At 44.4% G+C, this 20,993-nt stretch carries 17 protein-coding genes; 8 read left to right on the forward strand and 9 right to left on the reverse strand.

What is annotated here, in order from left to right; translation table 11 throughout:
* The first annotated feature begins 249 nt into the window (after nucleotides 1-249).
* Nucleotides 250-417: a hypothetical protein gene (locus tag L1D31_RS08930; protein WP_239836730.1), complete on the forward strand. Its 168-nt coding sequence runs from the start codon at nucleotides 250-252 to the stop codon at nucleotides 415-417.
* A gap of 64 nt (nucleotides 418-481) precedes the next feature.
* Here L1D31_RS08930 and bioD read toward each other — a convergent pair whose 3' ends face one another.
* The 4 genes from bioD to bioB are packed head-to-tail and all read right to left on the reverse strand — an operon-like array spanning nucleotide 482 to nucleotide 4,149.
* Nucleotides 482-1,165, reverse strand: coding sequence for a dethiobiotin synthase (bioD, locus tag L1D31_RS08935; protein WP_239836731.1), 684 nt, complete (start codon nucleotides 1,163-1,165; stop codon nucleotides 482-484).
* The gene (gene bioC / locus L1D31_RS08940) at nucleotides 1,162-1,965 is read right to left on the reverse strand and encodes a malonyl-ACP O-methyltransferase BioC (RefSeq protein ID WP_239836732.1); all 804 of its coding nucleotides are present in this window, start codon (nucleotides 1,963-1,965) and stop codon (nucleotides 1,162-1,164) included. Before bioC ends, bioD begins: the two co-directional genes overlap by 4 nt.
* Nucleotides 1,965-3,110, reverse strand: coding sequence for an 8-amino-7-oxononanoate synthase (locus L1D31_RS08945; protein ID WP_239836733.1), 1,146 nt, complete (start codon nucleotides 3,108-3,110; stop codon nucleotides 1,965-1,967). The genes bioC and L1D31_RS08945 overlap by 1 nt, the downstream gene beginning before the upstream one ends.
* Nucleotides 3,097-4,149 (reverse strand): biotin synthase BioB, encoded by a 1,053-nt coding sequence (gene bioB / locus L1D31_RS08950; RefSeq protein ID WP_239836734.1) that lies wholly within the window; start codon nucleotides 4,147-4,149, stop codon nucleotides 3,097-3,099. The genes L1D31_RS08945 and bioB overlap by 14 nt, the downstream gene beginning before the upstream one ends.
* A 133-nt stretch (nucleotides 4,150-4,282) precedes the next feature.
* On the opposite strand from bioB, the gene bioA reads away from it, so the two are divergent.
* Nucleotides 4,283-5,566: an adenosylmethionine--8-amino-7-oxononanoate transaminase gene (bioA, locus tag L1D31_RS08955; protein ID WP_239836735.1), complete on the forward strand. Its 1,284-nt coding sequence runs from the start codon at nucleotides 4,283-4,285 to the stop codon at nucleotides 5,564-5,566.
* A 131-nt stretch (nucleotides 5,567-5,697) separates the two neighbouring features.
* Here bioA and L1D31_RS08960 read toward each other — a convergent pair whose 3' ends face one another.
* Nucleotides 5,698-6,729: a porin gene (locus L1D31_RS08960; protein ID WP_239836736.1), complete on the reverse strand. Its 1,032-nt coding sequence runs from the start codon at nucleotides 6,727-6,729 to the stop codon at nucleotides 5,698-5,700.
* 518 nt (nucleotides 6,730-7,247) lie between these two features.
* Between L1D31_RS08960 and dinG the strand changes: the two genes are divergently transcribed.
* The 5 genes from dinG to L1D31_RS08985 are packed head-to-tail and all read left to right on the forward strand — an operon-like array spanning nucleotide 7,248 to nucleotide 11,962.
* Complete coding sequence (gene dinG, locus L1D31_RS08965; RefSeq protein WP_239836737.1) at nucleotides 7,248-9,320, forward strand: ATP-dependent DNA helicase DinG; 2,073 nt, start codon at nucleotides 7,248-7,250, stop codon at nucleotides 9,318-9,320.
* Nucleotides 9,321-9,338: 18 nt separating this feature from the next.
* Complete coding sequence (locus L1D31_RS08970) at nucleotides 9,339-10,118, forward strand: TSUP family transporter (RefSeq protein WP_239836738.1); 780 nt, start codon at nucleotides 9,339-9,341, stop codon at nucleotides 10,116-10,118.
* Entirely contained in the window at nucleotides 10,115-10,663 is a 549-nt protein-coding gene (locus L1D31_RS08975) for a primosomal replication protein (protein WP_239836739.1), read from the forward strand. The genes L1D31_RS08970 and L1D31_RS08975 overlap by 4 nt, the downstream gene beginning before the upstream one ends.
* A complete protein-coding gene (gene rsmS, locus L1D31_RS08980) occupies nucleotides 10,659-10,829 on the forward strand; it encodes a pleiotropic regulatory protein RsmS (RefSeq protein ID WP_239836908.1) in 171 nt (56 codons plus the stop codon). Before L1D31_RS08975 ends, rsmS begins: the two co-directional genes overlap by 5 nt.
* 20 nt (nucleotides 10,830-10,849) lie before the next feature.
* Nucleotides 10,850-11,962, forward strand: a complete 1,113-nt coding sequence (locus L1D31_RS08985; protein ID WP_239836909.1) for a cupin domain-containing protein — start codon at nucleotides 10,850-10,852, stop codon at nucleotides 11,960-11,962.
* A gap of 35 nt (nucleotides 11,963-11,997) precedes the next feature.
* Here the strand turns inward: L1D31_RS08985 and L1D31_RS08990 are convergent, their stop codons facing one another.
* Entirely contained in the window at nucleotides 11,998-14,115 is a 2,118-nt protein-coding gene (locus L1D31_RS08990) for a methyl-accepting chemotaxis protein (protein ID WP_239836740.1), read from the reverse strand.
* 219 nt (nucleotides 14,116-14,334) lie between these two features.
* Here L1D31_RS08990 and xthA point away from each other — a divergent pair, with 219 nt between their 5' ends.
* Nucleotides 14,335-15,141: an exodeoxyribonuclease III gene (gene xthA, locus L1D31_RS08995; RefSeq protein WP_239836741.1), complete on the forward strand. Its 807-nt coding sequence runs from the start codon at nucleotides 14,335-14,337 to the stop codon at nucleotides 15,139-15,141.
* A gap of 99 nt (nucleotides 15,142-15,240) precedes the next feature.
* Here xthA and L1D31_RS09000 read toward each other — a convergent pair whose 3' ends face one another.
* The 3 genes from L1D31_RS09000 to L1D31_RS09010 all read right to left on the reverse strand — a co-directional run bounded on the left by L1D31_RS09000 (nucleotide 15,241) and on the right by L1D31_RS09010 (nucleotide 20,944).
* Nucleotides 15,241-16,758 (reverse strand): hypothetical protein, encoded by a 1,518-nt coding sequence (locus L1D31_RS09000; RefSeq protein ID WP_239836742.1) that lies wholly within the window; start codon nucleotides 16,756-16,758, stop codon nucleotides 15,241-15,243.
* Nucleotides 16,759-17,277: 519 nt separating this feature from the next.
* Entirely contained in the window at nucleotides 17,278-18,480 is a 1,203-nt protein-coding gene (gene fabV / locus L1D31_RS09005; protein WP_239836743.1) for an enoyl-ACP reductase FabV, read from the reverse strand.
* Nucleotides 18,481-18,658: 178 nt separating this feature from the next.
* A complete protein-coding gene (locus L1D31_RS09010; protein ID WP_239836744.1) occupies nucleotides 18,659-20,944 on the reverse strand; it encodes an acyl-CoA dehydrogenase in 2,286 nt (761 codons plus the stop codon).
* Nucleotides 20,945-20,993 lie beyond the last annotated feature (49 nt).

Genomic DNA, 20,993 nt, shown 5'->3' on the forward strand with positions numbered 1-20,993 from the left:
GCACCAAGGCTTTATGTCTAATTAATAGATATAGTCTATCCCTTTTAAATACAAGGGATAGATGCAAATTGAAACATTTGTTTTCTTAGCTGTAAAAATTGTGAAAACTTCTTATTTCATACGCCACCAAACAATCAAAAAAGCACCAACATAATACAGAGATATTAGACTTTGGTCTTATTGTACCTAGACTAAAGCGTGCTAGATTGTTATCAGATTCAAATACCCATGTGTGAAAAGGACAAAATCATGGTTGAAACTAACAACTATCAAATGGCTATTGACCTACTATGCTGCCACCTTGGTATTTCAGAGGAAGAAGCCAAGCAGCAACTTGGTATTTCTTCAGAGCAACATGCACAAAAGCGTATCTCTGATACCCAAAAAGCACTGATGGGCTTAAACCAAGACAAGTAAACATAGAACATAAAGACGACAAAGGCTGCCAATGGCAGCCTTTTGTTTAGGTTAAGTGATGACACTAAACTGTGAGCAAAGTTGAGACATTAATATATTTGGCCAAGTCTTTCTGTTTAACATTCGGTACGTAGGGAATCTCTCCCAGTTTAGGGGCTTCTATTTTCTGCTCTAGCATTTCAATGATATCAGCATAATGCTCAGTGCCTGGATTGACTCGGTTAGCCACCCAACCAATTACATTTATACCATCAGCTTTAATAGCATCAATAGTTAACATAGCATGGCTCAAACAGCCTAGTTTTATACCTACCACCAGTATGACCGGTAAGTTCTCTTGTTGAACCCAGCTTGAAAGACAATCTGAATCAGACACTGGCACACGCCAGCCACCCGCCCCTTCAACCAACACCACATCGGATTTCGCTTTGTGTTCTGCCAGTTTTTCACTCAGAACAGAATATTGAATATTGACCCCTTCTCGTTTCGCCGCAATATGTGGTGACGCTGGTAGCTCTAATGCATATGGATTGACATCATCATAATCGACGTCAAGTGTTGCCGCACTTTGAAGGTACAATGCGTCTGAATTACGGTATCCGTGCGATGTTTTTTCACAACCTGCCGCGACAGGTTTATAACCAATAGTTTTTAAGTCCTTTTGCGCTAACGCGTTCAGAATTGCCTTTGAAGCAACTGTTTTACCAACATCGGTGTCCGTACCAGCAATAAAAAATGCATCAATCATAGATGTATAACCCCTAAACAAACCTGATAAGTTGCAGGTAGAAGACCTTGATGGTTTTTGAACTGTCGATACGCCCGTTCAACTTGCAGCAACGTACTGCGACTGGTCAACCCATGTGAACGACCGTTAACATGATTGGCTCCAATCCCCTTTAAATCACGCATTAGTGCAAACGCGGTATCGTACCAAACTGTCATGGTAGGCAAGTCTAGATGATGGTTCTGGTTACCAGATTGCGCTAACGCAATTTTTACCTGATTGCTGCTGATAAAATCGTTGACGTGTTGATATGAATCAATTTCACGCCACGCGCACTTCAACTCTTTTAGAGAGCCGTCTAACAATGTAGAGAAATAGGCTTTACCTTGAGGTTTGATCACTCTGCGCATTTCGCGTAAGGGCAGTGATAAGTTTTCACACCATTGCAGTGCAAGACTAGAAAACACATAATCTACCGAACTATCACGAAATGGTAAGGACTCTGCATCTGCTTGCTGATATTTAACCCTCTCAGAGCCACACCTCTCTTTTGCTTTATTCAACATTTGTTGAGATAAGTCACAACAGATCACTAAAGCCCCACGTTCGCGAAGTTTCTCAGAAAAATACCCAGTCCCGCAGCCCAAATCGAGTACTGTTTTACCAAAAAGATTTTGAGGTAGCCTTTCTAATAAACGCTCTCCCACTTCTCTTTGAAAAGCGGCATGACTGTCATAGGTGTTCGCGGCTTTCCCAAACGCTTCCGCGATGGCAGATTTGTCTTGCAGACAAGTCTTCTGTACTAAAGTCGCTTGTTCCATCAATATTCCTTCTCCATCGCAGTCTCAACGATGTTCGCCAACTCTCGAACTTGTTGTACAGAGTGATTAGCTGAGAGGGTGACCCTAAGCCTTGCTGAATTTTTCGCCACTGTTGGGGGCCTAATCGCCGTTAGCCAATAACCTGATTGCCTGACAGAATCTGCAACTTTGACCGAAAGTTGGCTCTCTCCCAATAACAACGGTTTGATCGGGGTTGGTGTATCAACATAGCCTTCAAACGAAGAAAAGCACTGTTTGTACTCTTCTTGTAGCTCTTGAAGCTTCTCTCTCCTCCAAGCTTGATTTCGCACCATATGAACAGCGTGGGTAAGCGCAAACGCTTGAGAGGGAGGTAAAGCGGTCGAGTAGACATGGTGTCGAGCGAATTGAGTTAAGTAGGCTCCGGTTTCTTTGTTGCACATGATAGCAGCGCCAGAAAGCCCTAGAGCTTTACCAAAGGTAACAACGAGTACCTCTGGCTGAATACCAGCAAAGTGACAACTGCCTCGTCCTTCTTTTCCGAGCACGCCAATACCGTGCGCATCATCCACAACCAACCAAGAGCCTCCTCGCGTGACAGCATGTATCTTTGCAAGAGGAGCCAAATCACCATCCATACTAAACACTCCCTCTGTCACAACAAGAGCACTTCGCTCCAATAGGGTTTGTAAATGAGCTGGGTCATTGTGGTGAAAGCGTTTCATTTTCGCTGGAGAGAGCATGCCAGCTTCCATTAGTGACGCATGATTCCGTTTGTCTTGGAGGAGAAGATCGTCTTTATGCAATAGGCTAAATAGCAATGCTTGGTTAGCAGAAAAACCTGAACTGAACAAAATAGCGCGTTCATAACCTAGCCAGTCACATAGAGAAACTTCTAAATTGTGGTGCGCTTTTGAATATCCGGTTACCAGTGGAGAGGCTCCACTGCCATTACCATACAGATCTAATCCACGCTGCCATGCAATGGCCAACTCTTTGTCAGCAGCAAGGCCTAAATAATCATTATTGGAAAAGTTGATGTAAGGTTTGCCTTCAAAGAGCAGGTTAGCACAGTTACCAGCCCCAACCACTTGAAGTGAGCGTTCCAATCCCTGATGTTTTCTTGATATCAGGGATTGGCGGATACGGTCGCTAAACACTGGCATCGTAGAAAAGATCGTCTTGCGTAGGGCGAGCAGCTACACGCTCAACAACTCGGTCAAGCAAGTCATTTTCTTCAATTTCATCTGGGCGCTGGGAGACTTCCTGACTATTGATACCCAGTTTATTAAACAATTGCATGTCTTTATCTTCAGACGGGTTTGGTGTGGTCAGCAATTTACATCCATAAAACACCGAGTTCGCACCAGCCATAAAACACAGAGCTTGCATTTGCTCATTCATATTTTCACGGCCAGCAGACAAACGAACCGCCGACTTGGGCATCAAGATACGAGCAATGGCAATTAGACGAATAAAGTCGAAGGGTTCAACATCGTCGACTTCTTCCAGTGGTGTACCTTTGACTTTGACCAGCATATTGATTGGCACACTTTCAGGGTGAGTGGGTAAGTTAGCCAATTCAACCAACAAGCCTGCTCGATCGTTAGCACTTTCCCCCATGCCGATGATACCACCCGAGCAAATTTTCATGCCGGCATCACGCACGTGAGACAATGTATCAAGACGATCTTGATAAGTGCGCGTCGTAATAATATTGCCGTAAAACTCTGGCGAGGTATCGAGGTTATGGTTGTAATAATCCAGTCCAGCATCAGCCAGCTCTTTAGCTTGGTCTGGAGTCAGCATTCCCAAAGTCATACAAGTCTCAAGCCCCATTCCTTTCACGCCCTTAATCATTTCAGTCAGGTGCGGCATGTCACGAGCTTTTGGGTTCTTCCAAGCAGCCCCCATACAAAAACGCGTCGAACCTGCACTTTTCGCTTTTTGTGCAGCATCGAGCACGCGTTCCACTTCCATCAAACGCTCTCTTTCAATGTCAGTCTGATAACGCGCACTTTGAGGGCAGTACTTACAGTCTTCAGGACAAGCCCCAGTTTTAATAGAAAGTAACGTACTGACCTGTACGTGGTTGTGTTGTTGATAGTGACGATGGACTAACTGCGCTTCAAAAAGAAGATCCATAAACGGTTTTGCCATTAGCTCGCGTACTTCAGCCACGGTCCAGTTATGACGTACTTCCACATGTATTCCTTACTATTATTGTTAGTTTCTTGACTTGGCTAGTCTACTGACGCGCGTTAAACTGTCAATTAAATTTAAAATCAAAAGTTTACATTTGGTTGCTTTTTGCCCTAACTGTATTTAGGAAATATTAATGGATCTTGAGTTTGACCGCCGCCATATATGGCATCCCTATACGTCGACACTGACACCTCTGACCTGCTACCCCGTGACGTCAGCTAAAGGTGTTTATATTCAACTTGAAGATGGTAGTGAGTTAATTGATGGTATGTCTTCTTGGTGGTCGGCTATTCATGGTTACAACCATCCTCATCTTAATAAAGCAGCTCATGAACAAATAGAAAAAATGTCGCATGTGATGTTTGGTGGCATGACTCACGACCCAGCGATTCATTTATGCAAAAAGCTCCTTTCTCTCACTCCTACTAACCTTAAACATGTCTTTCTCGCAGATTCAGGCTCTGTTGCCGTTGAAGTAAGTTTGAAAATGGCGCTTCAATATTGGCATGCCAAAGGAGAAAAGCGACCTAAGTTCCTAACGCTCAGAGATGGTTATCACGGTGATACTTTTGCAGCGATGTCAGTCACCGATCCTGACAATTCCATGCACTCTCTATACAAGGGCTTTCTTCCAGAACATATCTTTGCTGAATCCCCAAAAATTGGCTTCCATCAGGAGTGGGATGACTCTGATCTTGAGGACTTCGCCTCGAAGCTAAAAAAGCATCATAACGAAATCGCTGCAGTGATCCTTGAGCCTATTGTTCAAGGGGCGGGAGGGATGCGTATTTACCATCCTAACTTTCTAAAAGGGGTACGTAAGCTATGTGATCAGTACGGGGTACTATTGATTCTTGATGAGATAGCAACGGGCTTTGGAAGAACAGGAAAAATGTTTGCCTGTGAACATTCAGAAGTCGAGCCCGATATTCTTTGTGTGGGCAAAGCTCTTACGGGCGGGTATATGACACTGTCAGCCACTCTTGCTTCGAAAGACGTTGCAGACACAGTATGTGGAGGTGAAGCCGGCTGTTTTATGCATGGCCCTACCTTTATGGGCAACCCACTTGCTTGCGCAGTAGCGACAGCCAGTTTAGAGCTATTAGAGCACGGAGACTGGCAGCATCAGACACTTCAAATTAAAACTGCGTTTTCAGAATTGCTACCTAGGTTAAAGCAATATGACTTAGTCGCCGATGTGAGGTGGTTAGGTGCAATTGGAGTCGTCGAAACAACCAAACCGGTCAATATGGAAAAGATACAACAACTATTTGTTGAGAAAGGGGTATGGATCAGGCCTTTTGGTAAGCTTATTTATATGATGCCACCGTATATTAGCGAATTAAACCATATAGAAAAGCTTGTTAATGCAATTGAAGTTGCTTTGAGAAATGAGTCCTGCTTCATTAGAACATAAAAATATCTAATTTTTAAGAACCTAGAGGAGGTCGTCTGCTTTGCGAGCTCCTCCTTTTTCTTAGTCGTTTATATAAAGAAAAAGCCAGTCACAAGGACTGGCTTCAATATCTAGACTAACTTGAAGTTAGATTAGAAGTAGTAGTATGCAGCAGCAAATACGTAAGTTTGCTCTTCGTCGTCAAACTTCTCTTCTAGGTCACGTTTGATATCAACGCCCATGTCAAACTTATCACTAACTGTGTACATAGCAGCAACGTTGAAGTAGCTGTAGTCTTCATCTGCTTTAGTGATATCCTGATAATCAGTTGTCTGATCTGCGTAACCTGCTGCTAATGTTAGCTTAGGAGTAATAGGGTAAGCAGTAGATAGGTAGAAGCCTGTTGTGTCTGAACCAGACTTCGCGTCGTTCTCAGAATCGTTGATCCAGAAGTTCGCACCTAGCTTCAGGTCAGAAATAGTTACATTACCTGATAGAGAAGTAACTTCGTATTCTTCACCATTATCTTTGTCGCGAGTTTCGTAACCTGCATAGATGTTGAATGTTTCTTGCTCAACACCAACGTAACCATTGTATGTTGATTCAGCTGCATCACGATCATCATCAGAGTCAGAAGCAGAGATACCGTATGCAAAACCAGAAGTTGAACCTTGGAACTTGAATACATTGTAGTCATCAGACGTATCGCCTGCACTTGCACCAAATTCGTAAGTGAAATCACCAGCACCATCTACTTTATCTAGTGCAGTATCGTTTTCCCAACCAAATGATAGAACACCGTAGTCAGTGTCAAAACCTAACCAAGCTTTATCTACGTCAGTACCAGGGCCTGAAGTAACTGGGTCACCGTAAACTGCGCTAACTCGATCGTTGTCGCTCTCTGAAGAGTTAAAGTTCATCTCTAGATCGACTTCTACGTAGCCTAGTAGACGATTGTTTTGGTAGTTTACCGCAACTGTAAGAGCCGTAACCCAGTCATCGTAAAATGCTTCTGAGTACGTATCGTAGTAGCCACCAACGCCCCAAGAACCAGAAACAGAGAACTGGTCTTTGTGCATTGGGTCAAACTCGAAAGTAGGTTTTGAGTTTTGAGAGCTGTCGTTCGCTGCAAATGCTGAAGCTGAAATGCTAGCGATTGCAAGAGCTACTAGAGTCTTTTTCATAATAATCCACTGCCTTTTCTATAGAATAGGGGAAATCCTTATCCGGTTCCCTTTATGTTTTTTGATGACAACTCTGAACTCTAACTGGTCAGATGTTGTCGCCACTAAAATTCGGGGTCTAGATTGCAAAAGAATCCTCTCACTGTCAAATTATATAAATAAAACAAATCAAAAAACATAAAAACCTTTTATTACAAAAACTTAGATACATCAAGCATGGTGTTTAGAGCAAGATATAAGCAAACTAAGCAAACTATCATCAAAAAGAAAAAACGAAATTATCAACATATAAACCCAAAAACAGTTAAATTAAAGTTAATAAACAGAGCTTTTCTCTTATCAAAAAACACTTATGGAGAGATATATTTTTAAATCAAAAAATATGCTCTAAGTTTATGAAGGTTCAGTTTTTTTTTGTGAAGGAGATCTAGATTTGGCATGAAATGATCTCATTTCGTGAACTACATATCATTTGAAGAAATGTGCTAACATCGCCTTCCCCAATTGAAGGCTCCTGTATGACAACCAGTAAAATCCAGAAATCCATTCGTACCAGTTATCAAAATTTGCAGTCTCAGCTGGATCATTTTGTGCCTCGCAGAGCTCAAAACTATCTCGTTGCAGAGATTGCTAAAACCCTATGTGGCGAGTACCACAAATCAACACGTATGGTTGTCGCAGAAGCTGGGACAGGTATCGGGAAATCGCTCTCCTATTTAATGGCAGCGATTCCAGTAGCTTTATTCAATAATCGCAAAGTTGTAATCTCAACAGCAACGGTCGCGCTACAAGAACAGTTAATCAACAAAGACCTCCCTTTATATAGAAGACTGATCGACAGAGAATTTTCTTTCATACTGGCCAAAGGCAGGCAACGCTATTGTTGTGCAGAAAAACTCGCTGCTGCATGTGGTGCCGATGGCGGTCAAATGACGATGTTTGATAGCAAGCCAAAACGAAAAGACATCGAGCAGCTTGAGTTGATGTATAAGAAACTCGCCCAAAACAAATGGGATGGTGACAGAGATTCTTGGCCAAAGCCGATCCCTGATGAAATTTGGCAGTCCATTGTCAGCGACAAACACAGCTGTAATAACAGCATGCCCGTTCACCGTGACTGCCCTTTCCAAAAAGCGCGTTCAGAGTTAGATAAAGCGGATGTCATCATTGCCAACCACAGCCTAGTCATGGCTGATGCAGATCTCGGCGGGGGTGTCATTCTTCCTGAGCCCGAGAACACGATTTACGTTTTTGATGAGGCTCATCACCTGCCTCATGTGGCACGAGATCACTCTTCAGCCGCCGCGAGTTTAAAAGGTGCGTCGAGCTGGCTTGAGCGTTTAAATCAATCCGTGACTAAATTTGCCAACTTGGCTGATGAAAAGCGTGTAGGCCGCTTTCGAAATGAACTTCAGGACTCTGTACAACAGCTCATCCCTTCTCTTACTCAACTGGCTAGTCGTTTTAATGCTGACCAATTTGAGGATGGCTGTTATCGCTTCGAAAATGGTGACCTACCAGCATGGTTAGAGGAGGAATCTAAGCAATTAAAAGTGATGACTCAAAAAGGTGCACAATCTGTCGCCAAGATTGCCGACCTCATCGCTGAGCGGGTCAAAGATGGTGAGCTTGCCAATCGACTTGCCGAGCCGGCTTTAGCAGAGCTTGGCTTTTACATACAGAGAATGGACAATCTTGCCCAAGTTTGGAATTTAATGGCTGAGCCTCAACGCGAGAAAGGCGCACCTCTAGCGAGATGGTTGGAAGTCGCCCCTGAGCGTGAAGGCGACTTCGTCGTAAATGTGTCACCACTGGAGGTCGGCTGGCAATTAGATCAACAGCTTTGGAGCCGTTGTATTGGCGCCGTTCTTGTGTCTGCAACCATGAGAGCCCTTAATTCATTTAGTTTTTTCTGTCGACAAGCTGGAATCAGTGAAAAGCCAGAAGATGGCGTCAGGTTTTTAGCTCTTGCATCCCCGTTCGATTACCAAAACCAAGCAGAGCTGCGCGTCCCGAAAATGGATTACGAGCCTCAAGCGCCTCAGTTTACCGATTACTTAGTGGACCGTTTACCAGAGCTCATTGCAAAGAACAAAGCCAATCTTGTTTTGTTTTCATCCTACTGGCAGATGAATCAGGTGACAGATGCCTTATCCTCATATTTTATAAAAAAAGGATGGACGTTGCAGGTTCAAGGTAAAGAGTCGCGTTCAGAGATCCTAAAAAAACATAAAACCTTAGTTCAATGCCAAAAAACTAGCGTACTATTTGGCACTGGCAGTTTTTCGGAAGGGCTTGATCTTCCGGGAGAATTACTGGAAAACCTGATCATCACTAAGATACCTTTTGCAGTGCCTACATCCCCCGTAGAGCAAGCTCATGCCGAATACATTGAAAGTAAAGGCGGTAATCCTTTTATGCAAATCACAGTGCCTGAAGCGAGCAAAAAAATGATTCAATCCGTGGGACGGCTGCTGCGCAAAGAGCGGGATTCTGGTACAGTCATCATCCTTGACCGCCGTATCGTGACTAAGCGATATGGAAAGGCGCTACTCGATTCTCTGCCGCCATTTAAACGTATCATCGAATAACTAGAATTAAGACACTGTATGGAATTTTTTGAACCAACAATGCTGTTGGTGCTAGCGCTGGTTGCCTTCGTTGCAGGCTTTATCGATGCTGTCGCTGGTGGAGGCGGTATGCTGACTGTCCCTGCCCTTCTTTCATTGGGCTTACCCCCTCATATCGCTTTAGGGACCAATAAACTAGCCGCCACGTTTGCTTCCTCGACGGCTGCGTTTACCTACTACAAAAAACGCTTATTCAAGCCTCACTGCTGGGGACGGGCATTTATCGCCACTTTAGTCGGTGCCATACTTGGCACACTGGTTGTCGATCTAATCAGCACCGAGTGGTTGGAAAAAATTCTCCCGCTGATCATCTTGCTGGCGGCGATTTATACCATTTGGCATAAGACACCGCATTCGAACAGTAATGAAATGCCACAGCCATGCCCTAAGTTCAACAAGAAGCAATACCTCCAAGGGTTGAGTATAGGTTTCTATGACGGCATCGCAGGTCCGGGGACAGGCGCATTTTGGACCGTCAGCTCTATGGCTCTCTATCGACTGAATATTTTGCTGGCATCCGGTTTATCGAAAGCAATGAACTTTACCAGTAACTTCACCTCACTAATCACCTTTGCCATTCTTGGTCACATTGATTGGCTGTTGGGGCTAACCATGGGCGTCTGCCTGATGGCGGGAGCTTTTGTCGGTGCGCATTCGGCAATACGATTCGGCGCTAAGTTTATTCGCCCCGTATTTGTTACGGTAGTGAGTATTCTTGCCGTTAAACTTGCTTATGAGGCTTGGTTTGTAACCTTATGAATCAATTTAGCCGACTGTCATCATTGTTAGAACACCTAGAAAGGGAGGCTGCGCAGTTAGACTCCACCAGAGGTGAGCACTACCGTCCTCTATTTGATCAAAAGTTATTTCGCTGTCAGTCCAAACAATTAGCTCCGTATGTAGACGAAACGCGAGAGACCCTAGACAAAATTCTTATAGAGCAATCATCAAGGTCACTAACACCCGAACAGGCCGAATTTTTGTCTGAACGCCTACTTTGCCAGGTGAGTGCGATTAAGCGAGAGCTTGCCACCCAATCGTTGAGAATAAACGAACCTAGGGGTAAGTCTTTCAATCAACAAAGCCTTAACGATCTCTATCAAAATCTAGCTCAGCATCAAGAGTGGGAACTGCGCTTAAAAGATTTGGTTCAAAGTAAGGAAATCGAACATAAGCATGCCGATGCGAGAAGCAAATCACTCGCGGCGCAGACATTGCAGTCGGCTCGTCGCCGCTTACAACGATGCCAGCAAGCTAAAGTCAAAATCGAAAAGCAAATTATCTACAAAGAGCGGAATCATTAACATGTCATCGAACTCGTCAGGTCTGGATCAAGCGCCAGACGAAATCAAACTCGCCGTTGATCTGATTTATCTTATCGAAAGTAACGACATCGATCCTAAAGTGGCCCTTGCCGCCATCAAGATTGTTAAGTCGGACTTGGAAAGAAAGCTGGAGTCTAACTCGTGAATTATCCCATCAATTTTGATATGGCCGAGTTTCTCACCCAATATTGGCACAAGAAGCCCGCCGTAATTAAAAACGGATTTAGTAATTTTGTTGACCCAATTTCTCCAAACGAATTAGCCGGGCTTGCCATGGAGGAAGAGGTTGATTCTCGTTACATTTCCAATTCAAATGGCCAATGGTCTGCACAACACGGCCCTTTTGACGATTCTATGTTTGAACATCTTCCTAAATCACACTGGCAGTTAGTTGTTCAAGCCTGTAATCACTGGCACCTTGGGGCAGCCGAGCTCATAGATCCTTTTAAGCAGCTGCCAAACTGGCTGTTTGATGATCTGATGGTCTGCTTTTCCGCACCAGAAGGAGGAGTTGGCCCACACATAGATCAATATGATGTATTTATTATCCAAGGAAGTGGTAAGCGACGCTGGCGTGTCGGTGAACTGGACAAGGGGCAATATCGTGAATCTATCCAAGCTGGTGCGCTGCGACAGATTGAAGGTTTTGATGCTATCATTGATGAAGTTCTCGAACCCGGAGATATTCTCTATATTCCCCCAGGTTTTCCTCACGAAGGAAATACATTAGAGCCAAGCATGAGCTACTCTATAGGTTTCCGCTCCCCCAAAGAACAAGAACTGCTCAGTAATTTCGCTGACTATGTGCTAGCCAATGAAAAAGGCGATGTTCACCTGCATTACCCTGAGATGACGGTTCAGCATCAATACGGCGAGATACTCAACACTGACTTAGAAAAGCTGACAGCCATGCTTCGTTCAGCCCTACAATCAGAATCCGATATCCGAGAGTTTATGGGAGGCATGTTAAGTCAGTCTCGCCATCAGCTCGATATTGTCGAACTTGAAGAGTCGCTCAATACTCTGGAAATCTACCACCATCTAGAATCACTAGGCAGTTTACGCAAAGTCTCTGGTTTGCGCGCGCTGTACCATGAGAATGAATCTACACATGTTTACATTAACGGTGATGCTTACCCAGCTGAGTCACAACATCTCGTCGACCTACTGTGTAATCAAGAGTCGATTGAGATCGAACACATCGACGGCAAGTTATCTGACTCACAAAAGCAGCTACTTACAACACTAGTTAACCTTGGTTACTGGTACCTAGATTAAGTAGCAAAAGGGCCTCATCAAGAGGCTCTTTACTTTTACACTTTAAACTGGCTCACCAGCTGTTGCTGTCTTTGGGACAAATTTCCAATTTGCCTACTGACAGTTTCGGACTCCTCTGCTTGAGATAAGATTTGTGCGCTCAAGTCTCGAATATTGCTGACGCTCTGATTGACCTCCGTAGAGACCGACTGCTGCTCTTCAGCCGCTTTCACAATCTGCGAGTTCATATCGTTAATCGAAGCAATGGCTTCAAAGATATTGTTCAGTTGCAACACCGCTCTTTCAACTTGCTGAGCAGAATCGTTGGCGAGATCATTACCATCTTGGATCGCGTTAACCACATCCTGCGTCCCCTTTTGAACATCTTCAATCACTTGACGAATCTCTCCCACAGAAGACTGAGTTCGGCTAGCGAGGTTGCGTACCTCATCAGCAACAACCGCAAAGCCACGCCCTTGGTCACCGGCCCGTGCAGCTTCTATAGCAGCGTTTAATGCCAGCAAATTTGTCTGTTCAGAAATCCCTTCAATAACCGTCAATATCTCAGTGATGTTGGCATTATTCTTCGCTAACTCTTCAACAACAGGCACCGCCGCCGTCATTCTCTCAACCAAACGAACCATCTCATCCTGAGATTGTTCTATTACTTTTTTACCTGAGTCTGCAGCGACGTTGGCTTTTTCAGCTTCACTGACAGCCACTTCCGCGTTTTGAACAACAAGGCCTGCCGTTTGTGTCATTTCTTCAGAGGCGGTGGCCACCAAATCGACTTCTTTAAACTGAGAATCACTGCTAGAGCGAGTTTGCTGAGCCGCGATTCGAGACTGCTCTGTCGTCGTACCTATCTGCAACGTCGTTTCTACGACATCACTAATAATAGACTGAAGCTTATCAAGGAATTTATTGAACCCAGTAGCAAGCTGGCCAATCTCGTCTTGGGATTTCACATCTAGCCGCTGAGTTAAGTCCCCTTCACCAGATGCAATGTCATCCAACCTCGCAACCACTTCACGAATGGGTTTGACTAAACGAGAGGCCATCAACGCGATGGTCACTAAACCAAAAATCACCAAAATTAAGCCCGCTAGTACTTCGGTTTTCACACTCGACTCTACTTGGTGACTGATGGTCTGATCAAGCATCTCTGCATCTGCCAACACACTGCTTCTTGGCATATCAAATAATACACCCCAAGTTTGATTAGCAACCATAATAGGGGCAAATACGCTCAACCATTTTCCATCTGCACTCCATTGGGTTTGCACCTCTTGGCCAAACAGAAGGTCCGTCAGTTGGTCATTGGACAACGTCTTACTATTGAAAGCTTGACCTACTGCATGAGAAGGATCATCACTAGCAATTAAGGAACCATCCAAGCTGATAATATTGACATTTCCGCTACCATCAAAAAGCTGGCTGTCTGACTCAGCCACAATATTCGCCATCGTATCTAGGCGAAGATCAGTACCAAAGAAGCCAATCACAGTATCATCAATCATGATAGGAACAGATATAGAGGTAGCCAGAACCTGTCCACCAGCTTGGCTGATGAATCTAGGCGTGCTAACACATGAACCGCCACTAGATAGCGGGCAAAAGAATCTCTCACTATTTTGAGTATCTTCCAGCACCGCTTCACTTAGCACATTCGATATAACATTCTCTCCATTTTGCGCTGTCACCCAATAAGGCGCAAATTGCCCTCTCTCATTCGAGCCTACGTATTCCGCATCAACGTAGTTACTGTCTTCGCCATCTAACATGTTGGGCCTAAATACCAAGTAAGCTCCCTGAATAGATTCAAAACCCAATACCGATTTGCGCACCATTTCATCCAGTGCTGTACGTAACTCTTCACTGTCTCCAAAATTTTCTTCGGTATTGGTTTTCAGAAACAGTGCGTTCGATGCCAACATCTCAGCCCGATACAAAGCCTCATTGAGGTATTCGGCAACCTCTGTCGCATTGAGTAAGGCTCGAGTTTCAAGTAGTTGTTCCGATTTATTGATAACAGATGCAGCACTCTGTGCTTTGATCTGCTGCTGGTTAGTCACCGCGTTGTAGACAGAGAACCCGATCAGGGATAGAGATGTGATGAGCAGGCAGCAACCTGCTAGTAAGGTTATTTTCCATTGAACGGAAAGGGCTCGCATAGTACATCCTTATAAGCAAACTCATTCATACAGATTAAGAACAAAAGCAGATTCTACATTCCGAGACCAATTACAACATATTGCAATCAATTATCAATTGAAATATTACCAATATGTTAATACTAATCAGTCACTGTTAACTTTAGGCGCAGGATAAAGAAAGTGGTAATATCGGAAAAATTTCAATTCGTTGAATTATTTCAATAATAAGGAATAAAAATGAAAGTCATCAGCTTTAATATCAATGGTCTTCGTGCACGCTTGCATCAATTACAGGCAGTTATTGATAAGCATCAGCCAGACGTAATCGGTCTTCAAGAGATCAAAGTGCATGATGAAGCCTTCCCTATCGAAGACGTTGAAGCGATGGGCTACAAAGTCTACTTCCATGGTCAGAAAGCACACTACGGTGTTGCTATGCTATGTAAGAAAGAACCGCTTTCAGTGCAGAAAGGCTTTCCAACTGACAATGAAGAACATCAAAAGCGTATGATCATCGCGACGTTTGAAGATGATAATGGTGAGAAAGTCACCGTGCTCAACGGCTACTTCCCACAGGGTGACAACATCAGTCACGAAACCAAATACCCTTACAAACGCCAGTTCTACAAAGACCTGATGACTTACCTTAATGATCATCACAACAGCGACGAACAGCTTATCGTGATGGGCGATATCAATATCAGCCCAATTGATGCCGACATCGGCATTGGAGAACCTAACCGTAAACGCTGGCTGAAAACAGGTAAATGTTCTTTCCAACCAGAAGAGCGTGAATGGTTGAAAACATTAATGGACTGGGGGTTTGTGGATACCTTCCGCCAGCTTCACCCTGAGGTAGAGGATCGTTTCTCATGGTTTGATTACCGCTCACGCGGTTTTGATGACAATCGGGGGCTGCGCATTGACGTGGTACTGGCGACACCAAAGCTCGCTGAAAAATGTATTGAGTCAGATATCGACTACGAACTGCGTGGTATCGAAAAACCTTCCGACCACGCCCCGATTTGGTCAACGTTTAAATAGCGAAAGAGGTCAAGGGGTGACGTGTTTTGTCACCCCTTTATGTGTGCCCAAACGCAACATATTGGTCCCAACGTCGATGCGATTTTCAGTGGCCTATTTCTAGTCTTGCTCGGATTGATTATCGACTAGATTCCAGAAGTCACTCCACGACGTGTCTTTAATGGCACGGTGTTTAATTTGATTGCCACCCAGCGTATACATGACTCGTCCTGCATTTTGCGCTTCAAGCCTTTTCTTATGCGCTGAAAGTGGCGACTCACTATCATGTCTCTCAAACAATTGCTCAAGGATGCGAGTCAGCCATACCTTAGTTTGTTCAGTGAATTGATTTTGGTTTTTCAGCTTTCGCCGTACCAATAATTCTGCCGCCTCAATATAGGCCCTTTTGGCTTCCTTATCTTCCACCTTGTCCCAGAACTTGGTCTCATCCACCCCTGCACTGACAAAGATCCGATTGAGGAACCTTTTTACTGCCTGATCATCGGATATCCCTATGTCATCGATATAGTAATACTTATTGCAAAACACAACGTAAGGCTCTGACTTATCCAACCTCTTCTTTGGGATGTAAGGCACATCCAACTCCCAAGCATATCGCCCTAAAACGTCATCCCATACTGTTTCAAGAGAAATATGATTGTCTTTGTACATATCCAATTTGAGCTGAATTGCCGCTAGCACGCCGTCAGAAGTGAGAAACTCACAGTTACGCAAACTGTAAAAATTGCCAAAAGCGCTATATGCCCCGCCCATGCCCAATTCGTTTTGATACTCAGGGTCCAACTGAGATCGTGCTTCAACCCGACTAATGCCAATTTGTCCAAGGTGGAGATATTCACTTAAGCTGAACACATTAGTTCTCGGGAGGATGTTCGCGTCTTCATTAACGCCAGATTGATGACCAAAATAGAGGGTACTTTTGTAGTTCTCCGCTAACGCAACATGTACACACCTTTGCTGAGTGCGATTCAGGCCATGAGGCGCATCCATCACATCGGTCAGATCAATTAAATTGGTTCCCACCGCGGCGCAATAGTTCTGCCAATCGGCGACCTCGCCTGGCGTTAATTTACTACCCACGAAACCAATATCATGCATGGGTAAATGCTTATCTTCATTGATTTCATTGATGATGTTTACAATGTCTTTAAAGGCTTGCATGTAAGTGCTGTGTCTTTCATTTCTCGGATCCCAAACCTCGCTTTTGGCTCGCCGGTTAATGTTGAATATCGCCAGGCACTTTTCTCTGTTTCTAACCTGTACAATGTTTTTCGAGTTTAGATATTGTATGACACTCAGATCATTGTTGATTTTGTCTTTATAGAATAGCAACGCTTGTCGGCGGATATCGCGATCATAAGTATTGTTGTCATACTCTTGGTAATGATGGACTTTATCTGCGTGCTTTTTGACTTCATTGACATCCTTGGTGGTCAACCAAACATAGTCCCGCCCCTCCTGGAGTAAGCCAAGATCTCTAATGTGCTGATTGATAGCCGGGATATTTCGATTAAATTCTTCCTGCTCCGACCCTTCTTTGGGAGAATCAAAATATTCAAATACCGTAATCGGTCGCGCCATTTCGTCTTTAAAGGCGACGTATTTGTAGGCATTCATATCCCCTCTGGCACTGGGTGGGTAATGCACAAAAGGCCTTTTTGAATTCAAAAGCCTTAAGACCAAATTTTTTTGTACTGCGCTATATCTGGCTGTGAAACGATGTCAGTTAAATATTTATTGCTCATTGATTTCTCACTTAGAAAATGAATACCATAAAATCAAAACGCACCACCTAAAGATATCGACTCTATAAAGCAATATATTTCAAATAATTAGCTAAACACCGATTTTAAATTATTCGCTAAGCCTCAACATTAGACAGTCCTACCAGCGTTATATGCAGGTTTATCTTATTGGCTTATTACTGTGAGTAATTGGGCTTTTGAGTGAGAAATCAGGGGAAAATTAGGGCTTGATGAATCCACTATTAGCGAATTTCATCTTCTTAGGGACAGGCATGATTCGTAGCTCGCCGTCTAAGTAGAAACCCACATTGACTGCCAATTTATAGAAATTACGGGTATAAAAAAATCCGGAGCCTAGGCTCCGGATTTGCTTTCTAATTTTGATGCTCAATTAGATAGTAATAAAGTCTGCTTTGTAGTCAGGGTTAACATCAGCATCATAATCAACACCTTCAACGCCAAAGCCAAATAGCTTCAAGAACTCTTCTTTATACTCAACGTAGTCTGTTAGCTCTTTAAGGTTCTCAGAGGTGATTTGTGGCCATAGGTTACGGCAGTGCTGCTGAATGTCATCACGCAGTTCCCAATCATCTAGACGCAGGCGGTTCTTGTCATCAACTTCAGGCGCAGAACCGCCTTCCTTGTACAGACGCTGGCTGAACATACGGAAGATTTGCTCCATACAACCTTCGTGTACGCCTTCTTCACGCATTTTTTTGAATACCATTGCAATATATAGCGGCATTACTGGGATTGCAGAGCTTGCTTGAGTCACGACAGACTTCAAAACTGCAACGTTTGCGGTTCCACCTGTTGCAGAAAGCTTCTCGTTTAGAGCAGTCGCAGCACGGTCTAGATCCATTTTCGCTTTACCTAGCGCACCATCCCAGTAGATTGGCCAAGTAAGCTCAGTACCTATGTAGCTGTATGCAACGGTTTTACAACCTTCAGCTAGAACGCCAGCATCAGAAAGCGCGTTGATCCAAAGTTCCCAATCTTCACCGCCCATTACTGTGACAGTGTCTTTGATTTCTTCTTCAGTAGCAGGCTCAACGCTTGCTTCGATGATGACATCTTTGTTGGTGTCAACAGCGGTAGACGTGTAAGTCTCACCGATTGGCTTTAGCGATGAGCGAATCACTTCGCCCGTTTCTGGCATTTTACGTACTGGAGAAGCCAGTGAGTAAACCACCATATCGATTTGGCCTAGATCTTCTTTGATGAGATCAATTGTTTTTTGCTTCGCTTCATTAGAAAAAGCGTCGCCATTCAGGCTCTTCGCGTAAAGACCTTCTTCACGCGCCAGCTTTTCGAAGGCAACTGAGTTGTAGAAACCTGCTGTACCTGGCTTTTTCTCTGTGCCTTCTTTTTCAAAGAACACACCGATAGTTGAAGCGCCGCCACCAAATGCCGCAGCGATACGAGAAGATAGACCGTAGCCACTTGAAGCACCAACAACAAGAACACGCTTAGGCGCGTTTTTGATTGGGCCTTGTGCTTTTGTGTAAGCAATTTGTTCTTTTACGTTAGCTTCACAACCCACAGGGTGCGTTGTAGTACAGATAAATCCACGAATTCTAGGTTTGATGATCATATTCAACTTCCTTTAAAAAACTCCGCTAGGATAAAAGGTTCAACACCAGTTCGCATCTAATTTCTGTAAAAATGTCGGCAAAATGCAAGTGGTTGGAGCACTTTCATACGAGTTTTAGATTTCGCCCAAAAAAGAAAGGCACCCGCTAAGGTGCCTTGACTGATTATGGATTAGCGCTTTATGCAACACTATCCAATTTTGGCTTTACCGGCGCTTGACCCGTTCTCACTTCACTAAAGTCGTGGCTAAAGTCATCGACCTGAATCGCTTGATAGCGCAATGCATCTGCAGCAACAATTTGATCGACTTCGTCCTGAGTCAGCACGTTGGCTTCAAGCGCTTGTGCGAGGCGATCTTTAAGTAGGCCTTTGCGGGCAACCTTGCCCTCTTTGGCTGCTCTCATTAGCTTGCGTTCAAGGCTCTTCACCCCGTACATCGCAAGGAAAGCATTTTCCATCAGACCAACGCTGTCATCCTCTTCTTTACCGATATAACAAAGATGGGTTAAGCGATCGCGGTGCGCTCCTGGTGTCATCAAACTTTCAGCCAATTTCACAGTTAAATTGTCACTTGGCTTGGTAAAGTGGTTACCCAATGGGAAGATCAGCACCTTCAACAAACGGCCCACTGCTTTTTGAGGGTAGTTGGTAAACGCTTCTTGAAGCGCTTTCGCAGCGTTATGCAGACAATGTTGAACCGCATAATGCACGTAATCAAGATCCTGCTGCTGACGACCTTCATCTTCGTATTTCTTGAGCGCGGCTGAACCCATGTAAAGGTATGCTAGAACATCACCTAAACGCGCTGAGATCATTTCTTTACGTTTTAGATCCCCACCCAAGGTCGCCATTGCAATATCAGAACTTACGGCCAGAGCACGGCTTAGACGAGTCAGGTCTTTGTAATAACCTTGAGTCGGGCCGCTCATATCGGCTTTGATGAAGCGTGAACCAGTGAGGGCTGCCGCAAACGCACCAAATGTATTCTTAGTCGCATGGGCAATATGCTTGAAGAGTAACTCATCAAATTCTTTTGCCCCTTGCTTCTCATCTGGGTTCGCTGCCGCTTCCATTTCTTTTAGAACAAATGGATGACAACGTGTCGCACCTTGACCAAAAATCATCAGGTTACGGGTCAGAATGTTTGCCCCTTCAACCGTAATTGCTACCGGAATACCTAGGTAAGGCGATGCTAGATAGTTCATCGGGCCATCCTGAATCGCTCGACCAGAATGAATGTCCATTGAATCATTAAGAATCGTGCGCGCCATTTCTGTCATATGGTATTTGGCAATCGCTGTCACAATGCCTGGCTTCTCTTTAAGATCCAGAGACGTTGTCGTTAGAGTACGCGTTGCTTCAAGCAAGTAAGTCAGGCCACCGATTCGTCCCATCGCCTCAGCAACACCTTCAAATTTACCAATCGACATACCAAACTGTTTACGAACATAAGCGTAAGCGCCCGTAGTACGTGACGTTAGGTGACCAACTGCAGTACCTAGTGCCGGTAGAGAAATACCACGACCCGCAGACAGACATTCCACCAGCATACGCCAGCCTTTACCTGCGTAATCCTGACCGCCAATCAGCCATTCCATTGGAATGAACACATCTTTACCACGCGTTGGGCCGTTCATGAAAGCAAGGCCTAGTGGGTCATGACGCTCACCAATCTCAACCCCTTTGTGATCGGCAGGGATAAGAGCACAGGTAATCCCCAACTCTTTCTTATCGCCCATCAAGCCATCTGGGTCGTACATTTTAAATGCAAGACCAAGTACGGTGGCGACTGGCGCCAGCGTGATATAACGCTTGTTCCAGTTAAGGCGAATACCCAGTACCTCTTTGCCTTCGTGTTCGCCATAGCACACGATACCATCATCAGGAATGCCACCAGCATCAGAGCCAGCTTCAGGACCAGTTAATGCAAAACATGGAATATCCGTACCATCGGCAAGACGTGGTAACCAATAGTCTTTTTGTTCTTGAGTCCCGTAGTGTGAAAGAAGTTCGCCTGGGCCTAATGAGTTCGGTACCATGACAGAAACTGCAGTACTAATACTGCGTGTTGCGATTCGAGTGACGATTGTCGAATTTGCTAACGCAGAAAACTCTCGACCACCGTATTCTTTAGAAATGATAAGAGAGAAGAAACGCTCTTTACGTAGGTACTCCCAAACTTCAGGAGGCAAGTCGCGGTCTTCTTTAACGATCTTATGGTCGTCAAGCATTCCCAACAAAGTTTCCAACTCATTATCAATGAAAGATTGCTCTTCCGCGGTCAAGGTTGGCGTTGGATATTGGTGTAACTTGGAGAAGTCCGGGCGACCAGAGAACAGCTCCCCGTCCCACCAAACACTACCCGCTTCCATCGCTTCCTTCTCTGTGCTGGAAAGCGGTGGCAGTACTTTTTTAAACATTTTGAAAGCTGGGTCACTGACCCATTTTCTACGTAGAGAGCACATAATCAGATCCTTTTGTTCACAGTTGGTGGTCTAATTTATATTTGTTTTA

Origin of the sequence: Vibrio sp. Isolate23 (genome assembly GCF_022398095.1) — a bacterium.
Taxonomy (GTDB): domain Bacteria; phylum Pseudomonadota; class Gammaproteobacteria; order Enterobacterales; family Vibrionaceae; genus Vibrio; species Vibrio coralliilyticus_A.